The following is a 22,609-nucleotide window of genomic DNA, read 5'->3' on the forward strand; positions in this document are numbered from 1 at the left end:
GCGCTCGGTTTGGGCCGCCAGGAGCGTGCCTGGTAGTCTGGGCAGCTGTGTCTCGTATGCCCTCTCAGCTGTCGAGGCACGATCCGAAGAACAAAACTCTGAACCTGAAAAGGCTCTTTCGTGGCGAACATCAAGTCCCAGATCAAGCGGAACAAGACGAACGAGAAGGCGCGCCTGCGCAACAAGGCCGTCAAGTCCTCGCTCAAGACCGCGATCCGCAAGGCCCGCGAGGCCGTCGTCGCCGGTGACGCCGAGAAGGCCACCGTGGCTTCTCGCGCTGCCGCGCGTGCGCTCGACAAGGCTGTCTCGAAGGGTGTCATCCACAAGAACGCCGCCGCCAACAAGAAGTCGGCGCTGGCCTCCAAGGTTGCCTCCCTGCAGGGCTGAGCTCCCTGATGTGATCGCCGGGTAGGGATCCAGCGGGCCCTCTCTCCCGCTCCTGACCGGCACCCCGCGCCGCACACGAAGCGTTCGCCACGCGGGTGCGGCGCACACCGAGCAGTAAGACGAAGGCCCCGGCCACCACCCTTCCCCAGGGTGTCGGCCGGGGCCTTCGTGCTACCCGGAAGCGGCCGCCGCCCGGCCGGAGCGGGTGGTGATGACGCCAGGGCCCAGCGGGGCGCCGCAGCGGTCGCACAGCTGGTGCCCGTCGGGCCCGCCGCCGCATCCGACGTGCTCGACGATCACGGGCGGCCCGTCCGGCTCCGGGTAGTACCGGTCGCCCCACTGCATCAGGTGGTTCAGGGCCGGCCAGAGGGCGAGGCCCTTCTCCGTCAGGAGGTAGTCGAAGCGCTCGGGGCGGGTCTGGTACGGACGGCGCTCCAGCACGCCCTCCCCCTCCAGGCGGCGCAGCCGGTCGGTGAGGACGCTGCGGGTGATGCCGAGATCGGCCTGGAGCGCGTCGAAGCGCCGGTGGCCCTGCATGACGCTGCGCACGATCAGCAGCGACCAGCGCTCCCCGATCACCTCCAGGGCGCGGGCGATGGAACAGACCTGGGTCTCGTAGTCGCGGGCGAGCATGGGTCGAGCATATCGAGTGGGTCGCGTGAAGCAACTTTCCTGCACTAGAGTCAGTTGCATCACCGGACTCACTAGACCCACTAGACCCACTCGGATCCGGCAGGGAGACACGTATGTCCACGTACACCTCCGACTCGGCTGTGACCTCGTACGTCCAAGGTCCGACCACCCGCTTCGCCTACCGCAGGTTCGGCACCGGCCACGGTGTGCCCCTGGTGCTGGCGCACCGCTTCCGCGGCACCATCGACCACTGGGACCCGGCCTTCCTCCAGGTCCTGGCCGAGGCACGGGACGTCATCGTCTTCGACAACGCCGGATGCGGGCTGTCCTCGGGCCGGACCCCGGACACCGTCGCGGGGATGGCCGAGGGGGCCGTCGAGTTCATCGAGGCGCTGGGCCTGGCGCGGGTGGACCTGCTGGGTTGGTCAATGGGCGGGGCGGTGGTGCAGGCCGTGACCCTGCGGCGGCCGGACCTGGTCCGGCGCCTCGTCGTGGCCGCGAGCGGCCCCGGGGGCGTTCCCGGCACGCCGGCCCCGCCGGACAAGGTGTGGCAGGTCGCGGGCAAGCCGGTCAACGACGACGAGGACTTCCTGTACCTGTTCTTCCCGGACACACCGGCCGCGCGCGACGCCGGACTGGCCTCACTGCGCCGTCTGGACGCCCGCCTGGACGTGTCCGCGGCCGCCGTGCAGCCGCAGGGCATCGGGGCGCAGGCCGCCGCGCTCGCCGCATGGGGACGGGGCGAGCAGGCCGCGTGGGACAGGCTCGGCGAGATCACGCAGCCGGTGCTGGCGGCCAACGGCGCCCACGACGTCATGGTCCCCGCCTTCGCGACCTACGCCATGTCCCAGCGGCTGCCGAACTCGAAGATCGTCCTCTACGGCGACGCCGGCCACGGCTTCCTCTTCCAGCACCCGGAGGAATTCGGCGCCGAAATCGTCGCCTTCCTCCGAGCCTGACCCCTCCGCACCCGGCCCGGCGAAATCCTCCCCGACGGGCCTGGCGGCTCTTGAATCCGCTACGTCGACCACTCCCCCGGGATCCGGGCACCGGGCGCCGTCCCGCCCCGGGCGGAGCCCCGGCTCCCGCCCATCGGCGCCCACCTGCCGCCCCGAACCCCGTCGAGGCGTCGGAAGCGCCCTGTCCACGGCGGTGCGCCGTGGACCGAGTCGATTCCAGGAAGTCCTAGCGGCGCTGGGGGCGGGCGGCGCGGGCGACCGCCACGACCGCCTTTTCCAGGGCGTACTCGGGGTCGTCGCCGCCGCCCTTCACTCCGGCGTCGGCGGCGGCCACGGCGCGCAGGGCGTCCGCGACGCCGTCCGCCGACCAGCCCCGCATCTGCTGGCGGACCCGGTCGATCTTCCACGGCGGCATCCCCAGGTCCCGGGCGAGGTCGCCCGGGCGGGCCCCGCGCGGGGCGGAGGCCAGCTTGCCGATCGCGCGCACGGCCTGGGCCAGCGCGCTGGTGATCAGGACCGGCGCCACCCCGGTGGACAGCGACCAGCGCAGGGCCTCCAGGGCCTCCGCCGCCCGCCCCTCGACCGCCCGGTCGGCGACGGTGAAGCTGGAGGCCTCCGCCCGCCCGGTGTAGTAGCGGCCGACCACGGCCTCGTCGATCGTCCCCTCGACGTCCGCGCAGAGCTGAGCCGCCGCACTCGCGAGCTCCCGCAGGTCGCTGCCGATCGCGTCGACGAGGGTCTGGCACGCCTCCGGGGTCGCCGACCGGCCCAGCGTGCGGAACTCGCCCCGCACGAAGGCCAGCCGGTCCGCCGGCTTCGTCATCTTCGGGCAGGCGATCTCCCGCGCGCCCGCCTTCCGCGCCGCGTCCAGCAGGCCCTTGCCCTTGGCGCCGCCCGCGTGGAGGAGGACGAGGATGATCTCCTCGTAGGGCGCGTCGAGGTAGGCCTTCACCTCCTTGACCGTGTCCGCGGACAGGTCCTGGGCGTTGCGCACGACCAGGACCTTGCGCTCGGAGAAGAGCGAGGGGCTCGTCAGCTCGGCCAGCGTGCCGGGCTGGAGCTGCTCGGAGGCGAGGTCGCGGACGTCCGTGTCGGAGTCGGCGGCGCGGGCGGCCACCACCACTTCCCGTACGGCACGGTCGAGCAGCAGGTCCTCCTGCCCCACCGCGAGGGTGAGCGGGGCGAGCGGATCGTCGGTTGAGTTCTTCCTGGTGGCCATCGGATCCAGCATCCCACGCCGCACTGACAGCCCCCCGCACCGCGGCCCCCCTCACCGAATACTTGAGAATGGTCGGGTGAACGTGCGACATGTACTCGTCCTGCCCGACCGCGACGCCGCCGAGGAGGTGGCGCAGGAGGTCGTCGACCGCTTCGGCCTGCCCGAGGAGCCGCAGTTGGTCCGCGACGCCCTGGCCGGCGAGGACGACGCCGAGGACGCCCAGTGGCTGGTGGTCGTCGAGGACCCGCGGGACGGGCTCGACGCCGCCGCCCTGGACGCTCTCGCCGCCGAGTACGAGGGCTGGCTGGAAGCCCCCTAGTGCGGTCACAGCACTAGCAGCTGCTCGGGCGCAGGCCTCAGGCCTTGTGGACGATCTGGACGTCCAGCGTCACTGCGACGCTCGAACCGATCGCCGCGATCCCGTGGGCCAGCATCGACTGCCAGTTCAGGGTGAAGTCCTCGCGCTGCAGTTCGGCGGTGGCCCGGCAGGCGGCCCGCGGTTCGCCCTCCAGGCCCGTACCGAGGCCCAGGTACCGGGTGTCCAGGGTGACGGAGCGGCTGACCCCGTGGAGGGTGAGGGCGCCGGCGACGGCCCACTGGCTGCCGCTGCGGTGGATGAACCGCTCGCTGTAGAACTCCACCGTGGGGTGCCGGGCCGCGTCCAGGAAGTCCGCCGACCTCAGGTGGTCGTCGCGCATCCGCACCCCGGTGTCGATGCTCGCCGCATCGATGATCACGTGCATGGAGGAGTCCTCCATGCGGTCGGCTATCCGCACCGCGCCGGCGAACGTGTTGAACCGGCCGCGGATCCGCGCGAAGCCGATGTGCCGGGCCGAGAAGCCGATGGACGAGTGCGTCGGGTCGAGCTCCCAGTGACCGGGCTGCGGCAGCAGCGGCGGCTCCACCGTGTCGAGGATGATCTCCCCGGTGCCGGGCTGCGCCGGGTCCCCCACGAGCGTCGCCCCGTGGAACGGCGCGTACCCCTCCGCGGTGACGGAGAGGCGGTACTCGCCCTCCGGCACGGCCGCCGTGAACCCGCCGTACGGGTCGGTCTCCCCGCTGACGATCCGGCGGCCGATCGGGTCGGTCACTTCGAACGCGGCCTGGCGGACGGGCTGGTGGACGGTGTCGAGGACCCGGCAGCTGAGCAGCCGTGCCGTCGGCGGCAGTGTCAGTGTCGCGGATGTGTGTGGGCTGGAACTTCCGGCCGTCTCCATCCCCCGTCGGCGACCGAACATGGCTGATGCACCCCCGTGCTGTGTGGACTTGGACCGCTCTGGCGAAGACGCATTCGATCATGCTGTCGGGTTGGGGGCAAACAGAATGGTCGCGCCCGGTATGCCCGCGCCGGCTCCGCCGCCGGTTGGCCGGAACCGCCCGCATCCCCGAGCCGCTTCCGATGACCGCGATCGAGCCGTCGGTATCGGTGCGCAGTACGGTCGCCCCCATCGCCCGCAGCCTGGCGAGCGTACCGGGTGCGGGGTGCCCGTAACGGTTGCCCGTGCCCACCGGGACGAGCGCGAGCCGTGGCCTGATCCGGGCGAGCAGCACGGGGTCCTGGTGCGCGGAGCCGTGGTGCGCGACCTTGAGGACGTCCACCGGCCCCAGTTCCGGATGGGCCCCCAACAGGGCTTGCTGCGCGGGCGGTTCGAGGTCTCCGAGCAGGAGCAGGGTCAGGCCCGCGCCACGTACGAGCAGGGCGACGCTCGCGTCGTTGGGCCCCTCGGGCGGCGGTCCGTCCGAGGGCGGCCAGAGCACCTGCCACTCCAGCGGCCCGGCCCGCCGCCGCTCCCCCGCCACCGCCCGTACGACGGGCACGCCGGCGGCCGCCGCGGTCCGCCGGACGAACTCCGCCTGCCCCGGTGGCTCTTCCAGCGCGGTGGCCTGAATCACACCCACGGACCGCCCCCGCAGCACCCCTGCCAGGCCTCCCACGTGGTCGGCGTGAAAGTGCGTCAGCAGCAGCATCGGCACCCGGCGCACGCCCAGCGATCTCAAGCAGGAGTCCACCGGAGCCGGATCCGGACCGGTGTCCACCACGAGTGCCTCGCCCGGCCCGACGGCGAGTACGGCGGCGTCCCCCTGTCCCACGGCGCACTGGACGTAGCTCCAGTCGGGCGGGGGCCAGCCGGTGAGCGTACGGGTGAGCTGCGGCGGCCGCAGCACGACGAGGAGCAGCAGCAGCGCCAGGGCGGAGCACACCCACCGCCGCCGGCCGAACCGGGCGCCGAGGCCGACGAGGGCCACGGTGGCGGCGGCCAGCAGCAGCCCCCCGGTGAGCCCGCCCGGCCAGGACAGCTCCGCTCCCGGCAGCCGCGCCCCGGCCCGTGCGACGGCGGCGATCCAGCCGGCCGGCACCCCGGCGCACCAGGCGAGCACCCGCGCGGCGGGCATCCACACCGGGGCCACCGCGAGCGTCGCGAAGCCGAGCACGGTCGCCGGACCGGCTGCCAGCTCGGCCAGCAGGTTGCATGGCACCGCCACCAGGCTGACCCGGGCGGCCAGCACGGCGACCACGGGCGCGCACACCGCCTGGGCGGCCGCGGCGGCCCCCAGGGCCTCGGCGAGCCGGGGCCGCATCCCGCGCCTCCGCAGGGCTCCGCTCCACCGGGGTGCGAGGGTGAGCAGGGCCCCGGTGGCCAGGACCGAGAGCAGGAAGCCGTAACTGCGGGCCAGCCACGGGTCGTAGAGGACGAGGAGCAGCACGGCGGCGCCCAGGGCCGGGATCAGGGATCTGCGCCGCCCGGTGGCGATGGCCAGCAGGGTGACGGCGCCGCAGGCCGCGGCCCGCAGCACGCTGGGCTCCGGCCGGCACACCACCACGAAGACCAGGGTCAGCGCAGCACCGCACAGGGCGGTCGCCCGGAGCGAGAGCCCGAGCCGGGGCGCCAGCCCGCCCCGCTCCGCCTGCTGCGCGCGTGCAGGGGGCCCGATGAGCAGGAACAGCACCACGGTCAGGTTGGATCCGGAGACGGCCAGCAGGTGCAGCAGGTCGGTGGCCCGGAAGGCCTCGTGCAGGTCCGGCGGCACCCTGGAGGTGTCCCCGACGACCAGCCCCGGCAGCAGGGCCCTGGCGTCCGGCGCGAGCCCCTCGGTGGCCTCGCGCAGCCCGGCCCGCAACCGTCCGGCGAACCGCTGCGCGGGATCCGGGCCGCCGGTCACCCCGGGCGGGGTGTCACCGGCCGGCCGCAGGAGCGCCACCGCCCGCTCCCCGCTCCGCGCCGGGGCCAGCCGGGCGACCACCGCGACCCGGTTGGAGGGCTGCAGCCGGGCCCATCCGGGGTGCGCGGCGAGCACCCGTACCGGCGTCTCGACCCGGGTCCTCGCCCCGTCGGGCCCGGTCACCCGGGTCACCACCGCGTCCAGCACCACCAGGGGCGGCCCGTTCCCTCCGCGGGCGGCCGGGACCCGCGGATCGGAGCCGACGGTGAGCTCCGCGTGCACCCGGGCATGGTCGCGGGCCAGGGCGGCGACCGGCCCGGCCCGGGCCTCGGCCCGCTGGAGCCCCGCCACCCCGGCCCCGGCGGCCGCGCACAGCAGGGCCGCGGCGGCGGCCGGGGCGACCTTCCACAGCGGCCCGGCACGCCGGCCCCCGGCCGCCAGCAGCAGCCCCGCGGCGACCACCCCCAGGGCCGCCCCGGCGCCGCTCAGGCCCGCCGGCGCGTCCAGGGCGAGGGCGGCCGCCGCCCAGGCGGCGAGGGCCGGCACCACCAGGCGCAGGTCCGCGGGCCTCCGGGCCTCCGGGCCGTTCACGGCCGCACCAGCGTGCGCAGGTCGGCGAAGCGCCGCTCGCCGATGCCGTTGACCTGCCGGAGCTCCTCCACCGACCGGAAACCCCCGCGTGCGGTGCGGAAGTCCACGATGTGCTGGGCCAACACCGGGCCGACCCCGGGCAGGCCGTCCAGCTGCTCGACCGTGGCCGTGCCGAGGCTGACGGGGCCGGGGCTCGCTCCCGCCCCGCCCGGCGGGGGCTGCGCGGGGGCGCCCACCAGCACCTGCTCGCCGTCCACCAGCACCCGGGCCCGGTTCAGCCCGGAGGTGTCCGTACCCGGCCGCACTCCCCCGGCGGCGGCCAGCGCGTCCTCGACCCGCGAGCCGGCGGGCAGCCTCCGCACACCGGGGTCCCGGACCTTGCCGCTCACGTCGACGACGATCCGCCCGGCGGCGCCGGCGGGCGCGGGCGGGGCGGCGATCCCCGCCGGGGCGGGTGCCGTCGCGGGCACCGCTCCGGGGACGACCACCGCGGGCGCGGTCACCGGCTGCGGCCGGGCCGACCAGTACTGCTGCGCCGCGAACCCGACCGCGGCGACCAGCACCACTCCCACGGCGGCCACCGTGCGCGGCTCCACCGCACAGCGGGCCTGGAGCCACACCGGCAGCCGTTCCCGTACGGCCAGCCTCCGAGCCGACCCGGAGGACAGCTCGGCCGCCTCCCCCGGCGGGACTCCGGAAGCCGCCTCGACCGGAACCGGAACAGGAACCGGAACCGCCTGCGGGGACGGAGGAACTGTCGGTGGCGGGCTGCTGCCGCCCAGCAGGGCCTCGGCCCTGCGGCGCACCGCGGCCGGCTCCGGATGGGGGCGGCGGCGCTCACGGCGGTGCCGCAGACGGCTGTCGGAGAGTCGGGGGCGGCCCGGGCCGCTGGTGGCGCCCGACGGATGCGAGGTACGCGTTCGAAGAGTCATGCCACGACCGTAGGGGCGAATCCCGACCGCCGTTCGGAGCCCTCAATTCCGGTGGACGACACACCCGTTGTGGATAACCGGGCCACCCGTTCCGGTGATCAGCGGGGCGAGACCACCGCCGCCAGCAGCCCCGGCCCGGTGTGCGCGCCGATCACCGCGCCCACCTCGCTGACGTGCAGCTCGACCATCCCGGGGATGCGCTCCCGCAGCCGCTGGGCGAGCTTCTCGGCCCGCTCCGGGGCCGCCAGGTGGTGCACCGCCACGTCGACGCTGCCCGACCCGGCGCGCTCGACGGCCAGCTCCTCCAGGCGGGCGATGGCCTTGGAGGCCGTACGCACCTTCTCCAGCATCTCGATCCGCCCGCCCTCCAGCGTGAGCAGCGGCTTCACGGCCAGGGCGGATCCGAGCAGGGCCTGGGCGGCCCCGATCCGGCCGCCGCGGCGGAGGTAGTCGAGGGTGTCGACGTAGAAGTACGCGGACATGTCCGCGGCCCGCTTCTCGGCGGCGGCCACCGCCTCGTCGACGGAACCGCCCGCCTCGGCGACCTCGGCGGCGGCCAGCGCGCAGAAGCCGAGGGCCATCGCGACCATGCCCGTGTCCACGACGCGGACGGGTACGGGTGCGGTCCTGGCGGCGACCACGGCGGCGTCGTAGGTCCCGGAGAACTCCGCGGACAGGTGCAGGCTCACGATGCCGGTCGCACCGGCGTCCACGGCCGCCTGGTAGGCCCGTACGAACTCCTCCGGGCTGGGGCGCGAGGTGGTGACCGACCGGCGCTTCTGCAGGGCCAGGGCCAGGCTGCGCGCCGAGATCTCGGTGCCCTCCTCCAGTGCCTCGCCGCCGAGTACGACGGTCAGCGGGACGGAGGTGATTCCGTGCCGCGCCATGGCCGGTGGGGGCAGGTAGGCCGTGGAATCGGTGACGATGGCGACATGGCGGGACATGAGGCGGAGGTTACCGCCAGTGGGGGTGCTCCGGCAGCCTGGGCCCCTTGTCGGGGCTTTCGGCGGCCCGGCCGGTGTGGGCTGCCGCTGCGCGGAGCCTCCCCCACCCCGCCCCTTCCCGAAACTTGCGGCTCCGCCCCCAGCCCCCCGTCGCGGGCTCCGCCCCCGTACCCCCGCGCCTCAAACGCCGGCGAGGCTATCAGCGGCGAGGCCGTACATCACGTCGTGCTCTCCGGCCGCCGCGTCTTCTGCCACGGGTACGGGGTCGCCGGAGCAGCCGGGTTCAGAGCTGCGGGCTGCGGCTGCGGCTGCGGCTGCGGCTGCGGCTGCGGCTCCCAACCTCCCGGTGCCGGAGTCTGACCCGCCGCCTGTGCGGCGTCCCACGCCTCGGCCGCCGCCGTCAGGTCGTCCACCGAGGAACGCGACCAGTCCCGCAGCGCGCCCGACTCGACCTCGATCTGGGCCGACAGCGTGGACAGGTCGTCGGCCGCGAACCGGCGGGCGCGGTCGCGCGCGGCCCAGCGCAGCGAGTCCGCCGCCTGCGTGATCTTGGCCGCCCGCTCGCGCAGGTCGGGCAGGCCGTCGGCGATCCGCTTGCGGTCCGGCTCCTGCTCCAGCCGCTTCAGCTCGTCGTCCAGCTCGTGCCCGTGCGCGCTCAGCCGCTCGAACAGCCCGATGGACTCCTTCAGCGAGGCATCCACCCGGACCCCGTCGTACAGCGCCTGCTGCGTGGCCCGCATCGAGGTCCGCAGGTCCAGCCGCAGCTGCGCCAGCGCCCCCGCGACCCCGACCTGCCCGAGGCTCTTCGCCCTCAGCGTGGTGTCCTCCACCGTCCGGCGGGCCTGCGTGATCGTCCGGTCGACTCCGCGCTTGGCCGCCTTCACCACCTTGACGGTCACGAACACGCCCAGGCCCACGAAGGTGAAAAGCACCATCAGCGCGAAGATGATCAACGCGGCCTCCATGAGTGTCCCTTCCCCAGTCCCCGCAGCTCTTTGTCCGTCCCCTCCACCGTAAACGCCACGGGCAGGTCAGGGGTTCCATTCGAACCCCCAACCTGCCCGTACGGGATCTCCCCTATAGGGGGCGACCTCAGATGACGATGTTCACCAGCTTCGGCGCGCGCACGATCACCTTGCGGATCTCCGCGCCGCCCAGCGCCGCGACGACACCCTCATCGGTCACCGCCAGCTGCTCCAGCTCCGCCTCCGAGATCGTCGGCGACACCTCCAGCCGCGCCTTGACCTTGCCCTTGACCTGCACCACGCACGTCACGCTCTCGTCCACGACGTACGCCGGGTCCGCGATCGGGAAGTCCTGGTGGACGACCGACTCGCTGTGGCCCAGGCGGTGCCACAGCTCCTCCGCGATGTGCGGGGCCAGCGGTGCGACCAGCAGGACCAGCCGCTCGGCGACCGAGCGCTCCAGCGGGCGGCCGGCCTTGGTCAGGAAGTTGTTCAGCTCGGTGATCTTGGCGATGGCGGTGTTGAACCGCAGCCCCGTCATGTCCCCGCCGGCCCCGTCGATGGCCTTGTGCAGCGCGCGCAGGGTGTCTTCGCCCGGCTCGCCGTCGACGACGGTGACGGCGCCCGTCTCCTCGTCGACGATGTTGCGCCACAGCCGCTGCAGCAGCCGGTACTGGCCGACCACGGCACGCGTGTCCCACGGACGCGAGACGTCCAGCGGGCCCATCGCCATCTCGTACAGGCGCAGGGTGTCCGCGCCGTACTCCTCGCAGATCTCGTCCGGCGTGACGGCGTTCTTCAGGGACTTGCCCATCTTGCCGTGCTCGCGCTTGACCTGCTGCCCCTGGTGGAAGTAGCCGCCGTCGCGCTCCTCGACCTCGGCCGCCGGCACGTACACACCGCGCTCGTCGGTGTAGGCGTACGCCTGGATCATGCCCTGGTTGAACAGCTTGTGGAACGGCTCGGCCGAGGACACGTGGCCCAGGTCGAACAGCACCTTGGACCAGAAGCGCGCGTACAGCAGGTGCAGCACCGCGTGCTCGGCGCCGCCCACGTACAGGTCGACACCGCCGTGCGGCGCGCCCTCGCGCGGCCCCATCCAGTACTGCTCGATCGCCGGGTCGACCAGCGCCGAGGCGTTGTTCGGGTCCAGGTAGCGCAGCTCGTACCAGCAGGAACCGGCCCAGTTGGGCATGGTGTTGGTCTCGCGGCGGTAGCGCTTGACGCCCGCGCCGTCGCCCAGGTCCAGCTCGACGTCGACCCACGCCTCGTTGCGGGACAGCGGGGTCTCCGGCTTCGAGCTGGCGTCGTCCGGCTCGAAGGTGCGCGGCGAGTAGTCCTCGACCTCCGGCAGCTCCAGCGGCAGCATCGACTCGGGCAGCGGGTGCGCGACGCCGTCCTCGTCGTAGACGATCGGGAAGGGCTCGCCCCAGTAGCGCTGCCGGCTGAACAGCCAGTCGCGCAGACGGAAGTTGACCGTGCCCTCGCCGATGCCGCGCTCGGACAGCCAGTCGGTGATCGCGGCCTTGGCCTCGACGACGCCCAGGCCGTCCAGCGAGATGCCGTCGTTCGAGGAGTTGACCAGCTTGGCCTCGTACGAGACGAAGGCGTCGTCCCACGTCGACGGGTCGGTGCCGCGCTCGTCCGACGGCTGGACGACGCAGCGCATCGGCAGCTCGAAGGCGCGCGCGAACTCGAAGTCGCGGCCGTCGTGCGCCGGGACCGCCATGATCGCGCCGGTGCCGTAGCCCATCAGCACGTAGTCGGCGATGAAGACCGGGACCTTCTCGCCGCTGACGGGGTTGATCGCGTACTCACCGGTGAAGACGCCGGTCTTCTCCTTGGCGTCGGCCTGCCGCTCGACGTCCGACTTGGCGCCGGAGAAGGCGCGGTACGCCGCGACGGCCTCGGCCGGGGTGGCGTGCCCGCCGGTCCACACGTCGTGGGTGCCCTCGGGCCAGGCGGCCGGGATGAACTTCTCGACCAGCGGGTGCTCGGGCGCCAGGACCATGTAGGTCGCGCCGAACAGGGTGTCGGGGCGGGTGGTGAAGACGGTGATGGCCTCGTCGCCCAGCGCGAAGTCGACGCGCGCGCCCTCGCTGCGGCCGATCCAGTTGCGCTGCTGCAGCTTGATGGCCTCGGGCCAGTCCAGCTCGTCCAGGTCGTCCAGCAGGCGGTCCGCGTACGCGGTGATCCGCATGTTCCACTGGCTCAGCCGCGACTTGAAGACCGGGAAGTTGCCGCGCTCGGACCGGCCGTCCGCGGTGACCTCCTCGTTGGCCAGTACGGTGCCCAGCCCGGGGCACCAGTTCACGGGCGCGTCCGAGGCGTACGCCAGCCGGTACTCGTTCAGTACGCCGGCCCGCTCGCCCGCGGTCAGACCGGCCCAGGAGCGGCCGCCGGGGACCTCGCGGGAGCCGTTCTCGAAGGCGGCGACCAGCTCGGCGATGGGCCGGGCCTTCTTCGCGTCCGCGTCGTACCAGGAGTTGTAGATCTGCAGGAAGATCCACTGGGTCCACTTGTAGTAGTCCGGGTCGATCGTCGCGAACGAGCGGCGCTTGTCGTGGCCCAGGCCCAGCCGGCGCAGCTGGACCTTCATGTTCTCGATGTTCGCCTCGGTGGACACGCGCGGGTGCGTGCCGGTCTGCACGGCGTACTGCTCGGCCGGCAGGCCGAAGGCGTCGAAGCCCAGGGTGTGCAGGACGTTGTGTCCGGTCATCCGCTGGTGGCGGGCGAAGACATCGGTGGCGATGTACCCGAGCGGGTGGCCGACGTGCAGCCCCGCGCCGGACGGGTACGGGAACATGTCCATGATGAACTTCTTGGGCCGTGCGACGACCGCGGGGTCCCCGGCCAGGTCACCGGTCGGGTTCGGGGCCTCGTAGGTGCCCTGCGCGTCCCATACGTCCTGCCAGCGTGCCTCGATGTCGGCGGCCATGGCAGCCGTGTAACGGTGCCCCTCGGCCGCCTCGGGGGCCGGGGTGTTCGTCTCGCTCATGATTTCTGAAGCTCCATCGATCGTCTCTGCCGTCTCTGCCTGCCCAAACGAAAAAACCCCTCGCACAGGAGGGGACGCCGCGCCGATGCCGACCATCTCGAAGGGTCGGCACTGATCAGCGCGGCTCGGTAAGCAGAAGGCGTACGGCACGCATGGCGTCAGGGTACCGCAGCGGCCCCCGCGGACGCTCAGCCGTTCCGAAGGGCGAGCACAACGAGAAGCGGGCCACCCGATCCGGGTGGCCCGCTTCTTCACTGTGGAGCTAAGGAGAATTGAACTCCTGACCTCCTGCATGCCATGCAGGCGCTCTACCAACTGAGCTATAGCCCCTTGTCTTGCCTGGTCTTGCTCGCCGCTTCGGTTCCCCTTGCCGGTTCCCCTTGGCGACGTCCCAAACATTACACGGTCATGGCCCTGGTCCAAAAATCGGTTTCCGTCAGCCCCGAGCCATGCCCGTTTTGACCCATCTCGTCACGCCGTCACGCTCTCGCGAACTGATAGAACCGCTTGAGCGTGCAGTGCTCGTCGAGCAGCCGGCCGTAGATCGGCTCCCCCTCCAGCTCGCGGTACGTCTCGATCGGGTCGCCTTTTATGATCAGCGCCCGCGCGCATTCCTCGCACCAGTACTGGTAGTCGGGGTTGACCGGGTCCATGTCCCGCACGATCGGCGTGCCGTTGTTGCACCAGTCGCACCGGCGCCGGTGTGCACCCATCCGTCAGCGACTCCCTCCCGCATCGGGCCGTCGTCTCCCCCTCCGGCCGTCCGATTCTGCCATGCCGGTGCGGGCCCGGTCAGCAAACGCAAAGGGTGTAAAAGCAAGGATCCCGCCCCCTGTTGGGGACGGGATCCTGATTGTGGAGCTAAGGAGAATTGAACTCCTGACCTCCTGCATGCCATGCAGGCGCTCTACCAACTGAGCTATAGCCCCGCTCTCCGCCGCACTCCCCCCGTCTCCGGTGTTCTGCGCTGCGAACAAGAAGAACTCTAGCCTGTGACCAGCCGGAAAGTGAAATCCGGGTGGCAGCCCCGGCGGGGAGCGGTCGGGAGCCGCTCAGTCGTCGTCGCCGAGCACCGGTTCCGGCAGCGTGCCGGCGTTGTGCTCCATCAGACGCCAGCCGCGAGCGCCCTCGCCGAGGACGGACCAGCAGCAGTTGGAGAGCCCGCCCAGGCCCTCCCAGTAGTACGCCTCCAGGCCCAGCAGGCGGCCGATGGTCGTACGGATGGTGCCGCCGTGGCTGACCACGACGAGCGTGCCGCCCTCCGGCAGCCGGTCGGCGTGCTCCAGCACCACCGGCGCGGCGCGGTCGGCGACCTCGGTCTCCAGCTCGCCGCCACCCCGGCGGACCGGCTCGCCGCGCTTCCACGCCGCGTACTGCTCGCCGTACTTCGCGAGGATCTCGTCGTGCGTGAGGCCCTGCCACTCGCCGGCGTACGTCTCGCGCAGCGACGCGTCGTGCGCCACGGGCAGCCCCGTGACGGCGGCCAGCTCGGCGGCCGTGTCGGAGGCGCGCCGGAGGTCGGAGGCCACGATGGCGTCCGGCCTCAGCGAGGCGAGCAGCCGCGCCGAGCGGCGCGCCTGCGCCACACCGGCCTCGGTCAGCTCGATGTCCGTGGAGCCCTGGAAGCGGCGCTCCAGGTTCCACGAGGTCTGGCCGTGGCGCCAGAGAACGATCTTCCTGCCGGGCTTGCCCGTGGTGGTCGTGCTCAGAACAGATCACCGTCCAGGTCGTCGTCGCCCGCCGCCTCGCGCAGCTTGGCGTGCTCCTCGGCCTTGCCGATGGTGAGCTTGGCGTCCTCGGGCAGCTCGATCTCGGGGCAGTCCTTCCACAGGCGCTCCAGCGCGTAGAAGACGCGCTCCTCGCTGTGCTGGACGTGGACGACGATGTCGACGTAGTCGAGCAGGATCCAGCGGGCGTCGCGGTCGCCCTCGCGGCGCACCGGCTTGGCGCCGAGCTTCTTGAGGAGCTGCTCCTCGATCTCGTCCACGATCGACTTGACCTGGCGGTCGTTGGGCGCCGAGGCGAGCAGGAAGGCGTCGGTGATCGACAGCACGTCGCTGACGTCGTACGCGATGATGTCGTGCGCGAGCCGGTCGGCCGCTGCCTGGGCAGCGGTGGTGATGAGCTCGATGGAGCGGTCCGTGGCGGTCACTGGCCATGCTTTCGGGTTGGCGGGCAGATCCTTACAAGGGTCTCATGTACCGCCGACACCGCCCGCGCGGAACGATCCGCGCGGGCGACAGTGCCTTCCAGGGCCGGGACGTGGCCGGGCCGGGGCCGGGGTCAGGACGGCTTGTAGTCCTTGCCCAGGGTCACCACGACGTCGGCGTTCACCGCGTTCTCGCCCTTCTTCACGACCGTCTCCGGCAGCCCCAGCGTCTTGGCGACCTCGATCGCCCGGTCCCGCTGCGCGTCGTCCTGGTACGTGATCTGCGAGGTGGCGGCGGTCTTGTCGGCCTTGCCGCCCTCCACGAAGGTGTAGCCGCCGTTCAGCAGCGCCGCCTTCGCCGCGACCTGCGTCTTCTCGTCGCCGGTGGCGTCCTTGAGGCCGACGCGCGGGGTGGCGCCGGGCTGCGCCGCCGCGACCGAGCCGCCGAGGACCTCCTTGACGACCTTCTTGGTGGCGTCGTCCGTCAGCGTCCCGTCCGGCTTCACCGCGAGGACGTCGGTGCGGTACGCGCCCACCTTGGCGTGCGCGCCGAGGCGGGACAGCAGGGCGCCGAGGGTCTGCGCGTTCAGGGCCGGGTCGAGGATCTGGCCCATGCTCTCGACCGTGACGGCGGCCGCCTTCGGGTCGCTCGGCACCTTGCGCAGGACGGCGTAGAGCACCTTGCCCATGCGGTCCAGCTGCTTGGCCTCCGGTTCGCCCTGGCCCTTGTACGTGGCGTAGGCGACGGCCATCGCGCCGCTCAGGCTCTGCTTCTGGCCCTGGGCGACGGCCGGGGCCTTGGCCGCGTCGTCGGCCGGGACCGCCACGTCGGTGTCGACCTCGATGCCGCCGACCAGCTCGACCAGGTTCTCCAGGAAGGGGGTGTCCAGCCGCCAGGTGCCGCCGATGCGGGTGCCGAGCACCGAGTCGAGGGACTCGCGGGTGCCGAGGCCGCCCTCCTCGACCGCCTTGCCGAGGCCGGTGTTGGTGCCGTCCGGGCCGGGGACGCCGAGCGTGTTGGGCAGCAGGACGGTGGCGCCCTGCTTCGCGGTGACGTTGTCGACGAGCAGCGCCGAGGAGGTGCCGCCCTTCTTGGTGTTGTGCAGGTGGACGACGATCATGTCCCGCTTCTGCGCCCCGGCGTCGGCGGCGGCGCTCTTCTTCTCCCCCGGACCGTCGAGGAAGGGCAGCTTGCCCGCGTACCAGAGGTAGCCGAGGCCGCCGACGACGAACAGGGCGAGGACGACGATCAGCGCGACCACGCGGTTGCGGCCGCGGCGGCGGGCCTCCTCGCGGCGCTCGGTCCGGCTCTCGGTGAACTTGAGCCAGTCGATGACGTCCTCGGAGTCCTCGTCCGGCTCTTCGATGAAGGAGAACTGCTCGGTGTGGTAGTCGGGTGCCTGGCGCGGCTCGGGGACGTGCGCCCCGGGCGGCTGCGGCTGCTGCCGCTCGGGCTGCGGCGCGCGCTGCGGCTCGGCCTGCGGCTCCGGGGCGGTCTGCTGCGGGATCCACTGCTGCGTCTGCTGCGTGTCGTACCCGTAGGAGGGCGGCTGGGCGTACTCCTGCTGCCCGTACTCCTGGGCGGGCGGCTGCGGCGCGTAGTACTGCTGCCGGCCGTACGTCTGCTGTTGCTGCTCGTAGCCGTACTGCTGCTGCGGCGGCTGGTACGGCTGCTCGTACTGCGGGGCGGACTGGGTGGGCACCTGGCCGTACACCGGCCGCCCGTACGCGTCGTAGCCGATGAGCTGCTGCTCGCGGGCTGCGTGCGGATCGTACGGGTCGTACGGCTCCTGTCGGTCGTTCACCGCGGGGCCCCTCTCTCCGGAAGCTCAGGCTCCCCGGTACAGCTCACGCTTGTCGATGTAGCGCACCACGCCGTCCGGCACCAAGTACCAGACAGGATCCCCCTCGGCGACCCGTACGCGGCAGTCCGTGGAGGAAATCGCCAGCGCGGGTACCTCGACCAGGGACACCCCGCCCTCGGGCAGGCCGTCGTCGGTGAGCACATGGCCCGGCCGGGTGACTCCGACGAAATGGGCGAGCGAGAAGAGCTCGTCGGCGTTTCGCCAGGTCAGGATCTGTGCGAGAGCGTCGGCACCGGTGATGAAGAACAGGTCGGCGTCGTCGTTCAGCGCTTTGAGGTCCCGCAGGGTGTCGATCGTGTACGTCGGCCCGCCGCGGTCGATGTCGATGCGGCTGACCGAGAACTGCGGGTTCGAGGCCGTGGCGATGACCGTCATCAGGTAGCGGTCCTCGGCGGGCGACACGGCCCGCTGCGACTTCTGCCACGGCTCGCCGGTCGGCACGAAGACCACCTCGTCGAGGTGGAAAAGGGCGGCGACCTCGCTGGCGGCCACCAGGTGTCCGTGGTGGATCGGGTCGAATGTCCCGCCCATCACACCGAGCCGGCGCTTGACCGGGCCGGTAGGCATCTCCTGCTCTCCCATGAGCGCAGAGCCTACTGGCCCGGTCGCGCGTGCACTGCTGGCGGACGGGGCCTAGCGGTCACGGTTCAGGCGCGTGGTGATCCAGAGCATCAGGCAGAGGATGAAGAGCGCGCCGCCGCCGGTCAGGTACGGGTTGAGGCTGTCGTGGTTGCCGCCGTGCTGCTCGGCCCCCTCCGAGGCGAGGACGACCAGGTTGTGGGCGGTGGAGGAGAGGCTCATCAGGCAGATACCTATCGAGTCGGGGAGCGGGCGGAGACTTCGCTCACATCGTATGCGGGGGCCTGGGGCACGCTCGCGCCGACTCAGGCGTTGGAGAGGATAGACGCAGAGCAGTCAGGTCGATCCAGGGGAGGGCGCTATGACGGAGACAGGGTTCGAGAAGACGCCGGCGCGGGACCGCAGGCGGTTCCCCGGCATTTCCTCGCGGGCGTACGAGCATCCGGCGGACCGCTCGGCGCTGGTCGCGCTGCGCAAGCTGAGCGGCTTCGACACCGTGTTCAAGGCCCTGAGCGGGCTGCTTCCGGAGCGCAGCCTGCGGCTGCTGTTCCTGTCGGACTCCGTCCGGGTGGGCGAGACGCAGTTCCCGCACCTGTACGCGATGCTCCGCGACGCCTGCTACATCCTGGACCTGGAGAAGGTCCCCCAGATGTACGTGCAGCAGGACCCGAAGCCCAATGCCATGTGCATCGGCCTGGACGAGCCGATCATCGTGGTGACCACGGCCCTGGTCGAGCTGCTCGACGAGGAGGAGATGCGGGCGGTCGTGGGCCACGAGGTGGGCCACGCGCTGTCGGGGCACTCGGTGTACCGCACGATCCTGCTGTTCCTGACGAACCTGGCGCTGAAGGTGGCGTGGATCCCGCTGGGCAATGTGGCGATCATGGCGATCGTGACGGCGCTGCGGGAGTGGTTCCGCAAGTCGGAGCTGTCGGCGGACCGGGCCGGGCTGCTGGTGGGGCAGGACCTCCAGGCGTCGATGCGCGGACTGATGAAGCTCGCGGGCGGCAACCACATCCACGAGATGAATGTGGACGCCTTCCTGGCCCAGGCCGAGGAGTACGAGTCGAGCGGCGATCTGCGCGACTCCGTGCTGAAGATCATGAACATGCTGCCGCGGACGCACCCCTTCACCACGGTGCGGGCGGCCGAGCTGAAGAAGTGGTCGGAGAACCGCGAGTTCCAGCGGATCATGGACGGCCACTATCCGCGGCGGGACGAGGACAAGGACGCCTCGGTGACCGACTCCTTCCGGCAGTCCGCCGCGCACTACGCCGATTCGGTGCGCACCAGCAAGGACCCGCTGTTCAAGCTCGTCGGCGACATCGCGGGCGGCGCGGCCGACATGGGCGGCAAGCTCCGCGACAAGTTCACCGGTGCCGGATCGGGGCCCGCCGCGGGCGGCGGCGCGGGCGCCGAGGGCAAGGACGGGGGCGGGGCTACGGGGCAGGGCTGACCGGGGTCGCCGTCGGGGTCGCGGGCTGGGCCAGCACGCCGCACAGCCCTGCTGTGCGCCGCGGGTGGCCAGTGGCGTACGGGTCGCTCGCGGCCGGTCCCACCGTGGTCGGGCCTGCTCCGGCCAGGACCGGGCGGAAGGCTCCGGCCGGGTCGGTGGAGCAGTCCTGCGGCCCCGCCATCACATAGGCCGAGGCCAGCTCCGCCCGCCGGGCGGCGAGGTCCTCCCGGTCGAAGCGCAGCCGCAGCTCACGGCGGACGGTGAAGAGCGAGGCCCCGTCGGCCGCGGCGGGGGCTCCGGTGGCCGGGCGTACCGCGTACACGAAGGTGTGGTCGGTGGTCACCTCCAGCACGTCCGGGGCGACCTCCTCGAAGGCGAGGATGCCGCTCACCCGGACCCGGGAGTCGGCCAGGACGGCGGTGCCCGGGTCGAAGCGGACCAGCCAGCCGGTGGCGGCGTGCGCGCCGTCGCCGACGGGGGCGCTCATGCTGCGGTCGAACTGCGCCAGCTGGTCGGGGTCGAGCAGCACCCGCACGGGCCGGGAGGCGGTCCCGGACAGCACGTCGGGGTCCAGCGAGGACTGCACCAGGTAGTCCTTGGCGATGGACAGCGCGGTGACGACCTGGCCGTCGGTGAAGTGGTGCGTGCGGCGCACGGCGGGGAGGGCGATCCCGGCCGCCCCGACGCGGAAGTCGGCGGCGGGGCTCGTCGCGTACAGATCGGCGGGCCGCCCACCGGGCACGGCGGCGGCCGGGGCGAGCGGGACGACGGTGGCGGCGAGGGGCCGGGCGGGGCCGCCCGGCGGGGGGACGTACGGGTTGCGCAGCCCCATGTAGACGGCGGCGGCGAAGGCCGTGGCGATGAGCAGCACGAGCAGCATGCCCTGGCGGGCACCGCGGCCGGGGGTGCCGGTGCGGGAGGGCGATCCGCCTCCGGACGACCAGATGGACCGGCTGCGTACGGCCCGGGCGTGCTCGCCCATGCGCTCCTGCGCGGAGTACTCCTGGAGCCGGGCAGCCCGGACGAAGTCCTCGTCGAACACCACCGACCGGAGCTCCTCCGCGCGGAACTCGTCGTCGCCCCCTCCGATGCCCTCGGGGGTGCCGTTGGGTGGATCTCCTGGCACGGCCATCGCTTCTCCCCGCTGTCCCCGCTTCAGAGAAGCCCCCAGCTCCGGCGTATGCGAGTGGGGTCGTTACCTTCAGGGTTGGCGGCCGGAGGGGTACGTAAACGCGCCGACGCCGGTGACTTCCCGCAGGGGGGTGCTGGCGGGCGCGGGGGCGGGGTCGGCCTCGCCCGCGGCGCTGCGGTAGACGGCGCTGAAGGCGAGCGCGACCATGCCGAGGCCCATCACGAAGGCGAGCACCCAGGCGACGGGACGCAGCCAGGGCGAGCGGCCGCGGTAGGGGCGCAGGCTGCCGCCGTAGGCCCCGTACGGGCCGTCGGCGTAGCCGTAGCCGCGGTCGTGGTCCCAGCCGTGGTCGTCGGGGCCGTACCCGTCGGGGTGGCCGTATCCGTAGCTGTCGTAGTCGTCGTCGCCGGTCCAGCCGCCGGCGACGGCGCGGGCGGCTTCGGCCTCGGCGCGTGCCCGGTCGGCCGCACGCTGGCGCTCGGCGGCGCTCGGTTCATGGATCTCGGCGTTCCGGACGAAGTCCTCGTCGAACACCACGGAGGCGAAGTCCTTGTCCGCGCCTCCGCGGTCGTCGTCGGGCTCCCCGTCGTCCGGGAACGGCTTGCCCCCCACGTCGTCCGGCACAGGACCAGCGTAGACCTGGGGGGCTGCTTTGGGCAGGGTGTGAGCCGAAATCCGGCCACACCGCGTTCGGTGCCCGACTACCGAACGTGACCGTCGCCGGTGACGATGTACTTGGTGGAGGTCAGCTCGGGAAGGCCCATCGGGCCCCGGGCGTGCAGCTTCTGCGTGGAGATGCCGATCTCGGCGCCGAAGCCGAACTGACCACCGTCGGTGAACCGGGTGGACGCATTCACGGCGACGGTGGTCGAGTCGACCAGCTGGGTGAAGCGGCGGGCGGCGGCCTGGGAGGTGGTGACGATCGCCTCGGTGTGGCCGGAGGTCCAGCGGCGGATGTGGGCGACGGCCTCGTCGAGGGAGTCCACGACACCGGCGGCGATGTCGTAGGAGAGGTACTCGGCGGCCCAGTCCTCGTCGGTGGCGGGCAGGGTGGTGGCCTTGGTGCCCTCGGCGGCGGCCAGGACCCGGGCGTCGCCGTGGACGGTCACGCCGGCGTCGGCGAGGGCGTCGAGGGCGCGCGGCAGGAAGGCGTCGGCGATGTCGCGGTGGACGAGGAGCGTCTCGGCGGAGTTGCAGACGGAGGGCCGCTGGGCCTTGGAGTTGATGAGGATGGCCACGGCCATGTCCAGGTCGGCCTGGGCGTCGACGTAGACGTGGCAGTTGCCGGTACCGGTCTCGATGACCGGAACGGTCGACTCCTCGACCACGGTCTTGATGAGGGAGGCGCCGCCGCGCGGGATGAGCACGTCGACGAGGCCGCGGGCGCGCATCAGCTCGCGGACGGAGTCGCGGGACTCGCCGGGGACGAGCTGGATCGCGTCGGCGGGGAGGTCGGCCTCGGTGATGGCGTCGCGGAGGATGGCGACGAGCGCGGTGTTGGAGGCGTAGGCGGAGGAGCTGCCGCGGAGCAGGACCGCGTTGCCGGACTTGAGGCAGAGGGCGGCGGCGTCGACGGTGACGTTGGGGCGGGCCTCGTAGATGATGCCGACGACGCCGAGCGGGACGCGGATCTGCCGGATGTCGATGCCGTTGGGGAGGGTGTTGCCGCGGACGACCTCGCCGACGGGGTCGGGGAGGGCGGCGACGTCCCGGACGTCGGAGGCGATGGCGGCGACCCGCTGGGGGGTGAGGGTGAGGCGGTCGATGACCGTCTCACTGGTGCCGGCGGCCCGGGCCTTGTCGGTGTCGGTGGCGTTGGCCTCGATGATCTCGGCCGTACGGGCCTCCAACGCGTCCGCGATCGCCAGCAGCGCGGTGTCCTTTGCGGACCGCGGGAGAGGGGCGATGGCGGCGGCCGCGGTGCGGGCGCGGTGTGCGGTGGCGAGGACGGGCGAGGTGGCGGCATCGAGCGAGGTCATGCCGCCCAGGGTAGTCCCCGGGCGTGCCCCGCCCGATGGGGTTTCACCCCGCGAGACGGCCCCTGCGGGCCTGCCGCTGCGCGGGGCCTTCTCCCCGCCCCGCCCTTCCACCGTTCCCTGGGGCTGTGCCCCGGACCCCCCTCAAAGACCTGGGGCTCCGCCCCAGACCCCGCTCCTCAAACGCCGGAGGGGCTGGGGGTGGCGGGGCTATTCGACTCGTCAGTACGGGTGGACCCCCACCGGGTGGGCCGGGGGTGGGCCGTAGCCTTCCGCCACGCGTTGGTGGTAGGTGGCGCGGTCGATGACCTCCAGGCCGACGATCTCCCACGGCGGGAGCTGCGCCGAGGAGCGGTGTTCGCCCCAGAGGCGCAGGGCGACGGCCGCCGCGTCGTGGAGGTCGCGGGCCTCCTCCCAGTAGCGGATCTCCGCGTGGTCGTCGGCGTACCGGCTGGTCAGCAGGAAGGGGTGGTCGTGGGCCAGCTGCTCCAGCCCCCGCCGGACATCGGACAACGGCGCCGGCTTGCCGGAGACGCTCAGGGTCACGTGCCAGAGGCGGGAGGTCTCGTCCCGCTCGTCTCCGCCACCGCCACCGTCACCGTCCCCCGGACCGACGCTGGTCAGCGCTCGTCTCACCAGCCGCCTCCTGTCTCCGCTACGCG

Annotated in this window: 21 protein-coding genes, 2 tRNA genes and 1 pseudogene; 4 read left to right on the forward strand and 20 right to left on the reverse strand. The window is 72.6% G+C overall.

Going from position 1 to position 22,609, the window contains the following annotated elements; genetic code table 11:
* Nucleotides 1-120: 120 nt before the first annotated feature.
* Nucleotides 121-387, forward strand: a complete 267-nt coding sequence (gene rpsT, locus ACFWBN_RS19915; protein WP_385178191.1) for a 30S ribosomal protein S20 — start codon at nucleotides 121-123, stop codon at nucleotides 385-387.
* Nucleotides 388-558: 171 nt separating this feature from the next.
* On the opposite strand, the gene ACFWBN_RS19920 is transcribed toward rpsT, so the two are convergent.
* The gene (locus ACFWBN_RS19920) at nucleotides 559-1,020 is read right to left on the reverse strand and encodes a winged helix-turn-helix transcriptional regulator (RefSeq protein ID WP_385178192.1); all 462 of its coding nucleotides are present in this window, start codon (nucleotides 1,018-1,020) and stop codon (nucleotides 559-561) included.
* A 113-nt stretch (nucleotides 1,021-1,133) separates the two neighbouring features.
* Here ACFWBN_RS19920 and ACFWBN_RS19925 point away from each other — a divergent pair, with 113 nt between their 5' ends.
* A complete protein-coding gene (locus ACFWBN_RS19925; RefSeq protein WP_385178193.1) occupies nucleotides 1,134-1,979 on the forward strand; it encodes an alpha/beta fold hydrolase in 846 nt (281 codons plus the stop codon).
* Nucleotides 1,980-2,205: 226 nt separating this feature from the next.
* On the opposite strand, the gene holA is transcribed toward ACFWBN_RS19925, so the two are convergent.
* Entirely contained in the window at nucleotides 2,206-3,198 is a 993-nt protein-coding gene (gene holA / locus ACFWBN_RS19930; protein WP_385178194.1) for a DNA polymerase III subunit delta, read from the reverse strand.
* A gap of 76 nt (nucleotides 3,199-3,274) precedes the next feature.
* Here holA and ACFWBN_RS19935 point away from each other — a divergent pair, with 76 nt between their 5' ends.
* A complete protein-coding gene (locus ACFWBN_RS19935; protein WP_385178195.1) occupies nucleotides 3,275-3,517 on the forward strand; it encodes a hypothetical protein in 243 nt (80 codons plus the stop codon).
* 37 nt (nucleotides 3,518-3,554) lie between these two features.
* Here the strand turns inward: ACFWBN_RS19935 and ACFWBN_RS19940 are convergent, their stop codons facing one another.
* The 14 genes and pseudogenes from ACFWBN_RS19940 to ACFWBN_RS20005 form a co-directional block, all read right to left on the reverse strand.
* Nucleotides 3,555-4,436, reverse strand: coding sequence for a YceI family protein (locus ACFWBN_RS19940; protein WP_385178196.1), 882 nt, complete (start codon nucleotides 4,434-4,436; stop codon nucleotides 3,555-3,557).
* 133 nt (nucleotides 4,437-4,569) lie between these two features.
* Nucleotides 4,570-6,951: pseudogene (locus ACFWBN_RS19945) on the reverse strand (ComEC/Rec2 family competence protein); the annotation flags it as partial.
* Nucleotides 6,948-7,883 (reverse strand): helix-hairpin-helix domain-containing protein, encoded by a 936-nt coding sequence (locus ACFWBN_RS19950; RefSeq protein ID WP_385178197.1) that lies wholly within the window; start codon nucleotides 7,881-7,883, stop codon nucleotides 6,948-6,950. The pseudogene ACFWBN_RS19945 and the gene ACFWBN_RS19950, both read right to left, overlap by 4 nt.
* Before the next feature lie 98 nt (nucleotides 7,884-7,981).
* Complete coding sequence (locus tag ACFWBN_RS19955; protein ID WP_385178198.1) at nucleotides 7,982-8,827, reverse strand: DegV family protein; 846 nt, start codon at nucleotides 8,825-8,827, stop codon at nucleotides 7,982-7,984.
* Between the two features lie 218 nt (nucleotides 8,828-9,045).
* Nucleotides 9,046-9,792 (reverse strand): hypothetical protein, encoded by a 747-nt coding sequence (locus ACFWBN_RS19960; RefSeq protein WP_385178199.1) that lies wholly within the window; start codon nucleotides 9,790-9,792, stop codon nucleotides 9,046-9,048.
* 127 nt (nucleotides 9,793-9,919) lie between these two features.
* A complete protein-coding gene (gene leuS / locus ACFWBN_RS19965) occupies nucleotides 9,920-12,790 on the reverse strand; it encodes a leucine--tRNA ligase (protein WP_385178200.1) in 2,871 nt (956 codons plus the stop codon).
* A 257-nt stretch (nucleotides 12,791-13,047) separates the two neighbouring features.
* Nucleotides 13,048-13,120 (reverse strand) — tRNA-Ala (locus tag ACFWBN_RS19970).
* A 149-nt stretch (nucleotides 13,121-13,269) separates the two neighbouring features.
* Nucleotides 13,270-13,503, reverse strand: coding sequence for a hypothetical protein (locus ACFWBN_RS19975; protein WP_008738908.1), 234 nt, complete (start codon nucleotides 13,501-13,503; stop codon nucleotides 13,270-13,272).
* A 143-nt stretch (nucleotides 13,504-13,646) separates the two neighbouring features.
* Nucleotides 13,647-13,719: transfer RNA gene (locus ACFWBN_RS19980), tRNA-Ala, on the reverse strand.
* Nucleotides 13,720-13,842: 123 nt separating this feature from the next.
* Nucleotides 13,843-14,499, reverse strand: coding sequence for a histidine phosphatase family protein (locus ACFWBN_RS19985; RefSeq protein WP_385178220.1), 657 nt, complete (start codon nucleotides 14,497-14,499; stop codon nucleotides 13,843-13,845).
* Entirely contained in the window at nucleotides 14,496-14,942 is a 447-nt protein-coding gene (rsfS, locus tag ACFWBN_RS19990; RefSeq protein ID WP_385178201.1) for a ribosome silencing factor, read from the reverse strand. The genes ACFWBN_RS19985 and rsfS overlap by 4 nt, the downstream gene beginning before the upstream one ends.
* A gap of 131 nt (nucleotides 14,943-15,073) precedes the next feature.
* On the reverse strand, nucleotides 15,074-16,744 hold the full coding sequence (locus ACFWBN_RS19995) for an LCP family protein (RefSeq protein ID WP_385178202.1): 1,671 nt from the start codon (nucleotides 16,742-16,744) through the stop codon (nucleotides 15,074-15,076).
* Between the two features lie 24 nt (nucleotides 16,745-16,768).
* A complete protein-coding gene (nadD, locus tag ACFWBN_RS20000) occupies nucleotides 16,769-17,386 on the reverse strand; it encodes a nicotinate-nucleotide adenylyltransferase (protein WP_385178203.1) in 618 nt (205 codons plus the stop codon).
* A 51-nt stretch (nucleotides 17,387-17,437) separates the two neighbouring features.
* Nucleotides 17,438-17,605 (reverse strand): hypothetical protein, encoded by a 168-nt coding sequence (locus ACFWBN_RS20005; protein WP_382646447.1) that lies wholly within the window; start codon nucleotides 17,603-17,605, stop codon nucleotides 17,438-17,440.
* 139 nt (nucleotides 17,606-17,744) lie between these two features.
* On the opposite strand from ACFWBN_RS20005, the gene ACFWBN_RS20010 reads away from it, so the two are divergent.
* Nucleotides 17,745-18,839 carry a M48 family metallopeptidase gene (locus ACFWBN_RS20010; RefSeq protein ID WP_385178204.1) on the forward strand — a complete coding sequence of 365 codons (1,095 nt, stop codon included), beginning with the start codon at nucleotides 17,745-17,747 and terminating at the stop codon, nucleotides 18,837-18,839.
* On the opposite strand, the gene ACFWBN_RS20015 is transcribed toward ACFWBN_RS20010, so the two are convergent.
* The 4 genes from ACFWBN_RS20015 to ACFWBN_RS20030 form a co-directional block, all read right to left on the reverse strand.
* Nucleotides 18,823-19,971 (reverse strand): hypothetical protein, encoded by a 1,149-nt coding sequence (locus ACFWBN_RS20015; RefSeq protein WP_385178205.1) that lies wholly within the window; start codon nucleotides 19,969-19,971, stop codon nucleotides 18,823-18,825. The genes ACFWBN_RS20010 and ACFWBN_RS20015 overlap by 17 nt on opposite strands.
* A 69-nt stretch (nucleotides 19,972-20,040) precedes the next feature.
* Nucleotides 20,041-20,595 (reverse strand): hypothetical protein, encoded by a 555-nt coding sequence (locus tag ACFWBN_RS20020; protein ID WP_385178206.1) that lies wholly within the window; start codon nucleotides 20,593-20,595, stop codon nucleotides 20,041-20,043.
* Nucleotides 20,596-20,672: 77 nt separating this feature from the next.
* Nucleotides 20,673-21,950: a glutamate-5-semialdehyde dehydrogenase gene (locus ACFWBN_RS20025; protein ID WP_385178207.1), complete on the reverse strand. Its 1,278-nt coding sequence runs from the start codon at nucleotides 21,948-21,950 to the stop codon at nucleotides 20,673-20,675.
* Nucleotides 21,951-22,169: 219 nt separating this feature from the next.
* Nucleotides 22,170-22,586, reverse strand: coding sequence for a hypothetical protein (locus ACFWBN_RS20030; protein WP_385178221.1), 417 nt, complete (start codon nucleotides 22,584-22,586; stop codon nucleotides 22,170-22,172).
* Between the last annotated feature and the right edge of the window lie 23 nt (nucleotides 22,587-22,609).

The organism is Streptomyces sp. NPDC059989, from assembly GCF_042736975.1.
In the GTDB taxonomy this organism is placed as follows: domain Bacteria; phylum Actinomycetota; class Actinomycetes; order Streptomycetales; family Streptomycetaceae; genus Streptomyces.